This window comes from Halorubrum sp. AJ67, assembly GCF_000513435.1.
In genome coordinates, this window is the sequence record NZ_CBVY010000003.1 from 419569 (window position 1) to 421462 (window position 1894).

Sequence of the window (1894 nt, forward strand, 5' to 3'; positions counted from 1 at the left end):
GGCGTCTAAACTCCTCCGCGTCCTCCCTCGGCACGGGAACCGGCCCGAGACGGGGCGTCGCCGCGGGGGGACGGACTTTTCACCGCGACCGTCGAACGGGGGCGGCATGAGCGAGTGGACCGACGCCATCGTCGGCGAGCGGATGACCGTCGACAACCAGTTCAACGAGCACGTCGCGGCGTCGCGCTTCTCCAGTCAGGAGTGGGGACTGATCATGACCGCGACCGACTTCGAGATCGAGAACGCCGACGACCCGGAGAGCGCTCGCGTCGTGGCGGACACGTCGAGTCTCCCCGCGATCATGCCCGAACTGGAGAACCTCCGGTCGCAGATGGCGGGGATGGGCGGCGCTCCCGGCGGCGCGGAGGGCGGCAATTCGGGCGGCGGTCTCGTCGACTCGATCAAGGGCGCGCTCGGTCTCGGCGGGGGCGGCGGTAGCAGCGGGGGCTCGGACGAGGAGCTGGAGGCCGCAGAGCGGCTCGTACAGGAGTACGCCGACGAGCTACAGGCACACCTAGAGGAGGTCGGCAAGTGGGAGCAGGTCCGCGTCGCGTATCAGGAGTGAGGTCGCGACCGGCGCTCGGCCGGTCTACGGACGTGTTCTGTCACTCGATGTCGCTGCCGCGGAACAGCGTGAGCTCCTCCGCCTCGTAGATGTTGATGAGTTCGCTGACGATCTCGTCGTACTCCTCGTCGTCGACGCGGAGCCCGTCGAGCCGTTCGACCGTCTCCTCGTCGAGGTGGACCTGAGGCATACGCGGCGGTTCGTCGTCGGGGAAATAAAACATGTCGGCGGGCGAGGGGAGTTGGTCGCGCCGGCGACGCTCCGCGGCTCAGTTCCGACACTGCGAGTCGGCGTGCGACTCGGTCTCGGATACCTCCGAGAGCGCCTTTGTCGCGGATTCCTCGATGTCTTCGGCGGTGAGGTCGTCGCTTTTGAGGACGAGATCACCGTTGAGACAGATTTGAACTTCGCTTCCGGAGTGTATATTCAGAGCGTCGGAAACAGCAATCGGCTCTGGCTCTCTGTGACGGGTTCCAGCGAGTCGTCTCCGTCTGTCAAGGGAGTCAACAATCGTCGAACACTCCATTCCGAGCATCGCTTTGATGGAAGTAAACGACCACCGATCGACCGCCAACGAATTCGTATCGAGGGAACGAAGCGAAAGAAGCTGTAACGGAAATCCGCGGTTCTTCGAGGCGAGCGTCCCCGGATCACCAATGAATCGTGCCTGTGTGCCTTCATCACGAATCGCGAGTGCCGTCGCGACGGAAATGGAACCGCCTGCCGACAGCAGCCCGATCAACTGTCGAACGGACTCCGAAGGAAGGTTGCCGTCGAACAGCACCGTTCCGAGAGCGCCTGCGTTGATTAAGCCGAGGCCAGTCTTGACATCTCTCGTTCCTTCGAGGACTACGACGGCCGGAGAGTTCAGCTCGTTCGGCGCGCCGAGCGAGCTGATTTCGACACGGCCGTCCACCGAGACGACCGCACCGTCATCGATCGGGAGACCGCAGTAGACGATATCCGTCGAGGAATCGGAGAAAACGTCAGAAACGGCGTCGGAACTTGGGGCAGATAAGACCCTCCACTTCTCGATACCGTCCGGTGTCTCGGGGTCGGCATAGGCGTTTCTGAACGCCTCTGCCTGCTCGTCGGAGTTAAAGAGGAAGACCGCGCAGAGGTCTCCGTGAGAGGACACACCGCGGCGTAAATAGTTCACGTACGAGACCGGCGTGAGTACGGACGCCCCCGGGGGAATCGGATCCGCGTCGGGGGTCGGCACCGGATCGCTCTTCGGCTTCAGCGTCGGCGATTCGAGGTCGATCCGCTGTGACCTCGCGAGCGCAATGGGAGCGTCGGGAGCGGACGGCTCGGCTGCCCCGCGGACCC

2 protein-coding genes and 1 pseudogene are annotated in these 1894 nt (G+C 63.9%); 1 reads left to right on the forward strand and 2 read right to left on the reverse strand.

Annotated features, from left to right (window positions below; all coding sequences use genetic code 11):
• The first annotated feature begins 106 nt into the window (after window positions 1–106).
• Complete coding sequence (locus BN903_RS05310; protein WP_048076703.1) at window positions 107–565, forward strand: DUF5799 family protein; 459 nt, start codon at window positions 107–109, stop codon at window positions 563–565.
• Between the two features lie 40 nt (window positions 566–605).
• Here BN903_RS05310 and BN903_RS17225 read toward each other — a convergent pair whose 3' ends face one another.
• Together BN903_RS17225 and BN903_RS17940 are read right to left on the reverse strand one after the other, a co-directional pair.
• The gene (locus tag BN903_RS17225; protein ID WP_195155718.1) at window positions 606–755 is read right to left on the reverse strand and encodes a hypothetical protein; all 150 of its coding nucleotides are present in this window, start codon (window positions 753–755) and stop codon (window positions 606–608) included.
• A 78-nt stretch (window positions 756–833) separates the two neighbouring features.
• Window positions 834–1894, reverse strand: a pseudogene (locus BN903_RS17940) (hypothetical protein); the annotation flags it as partial.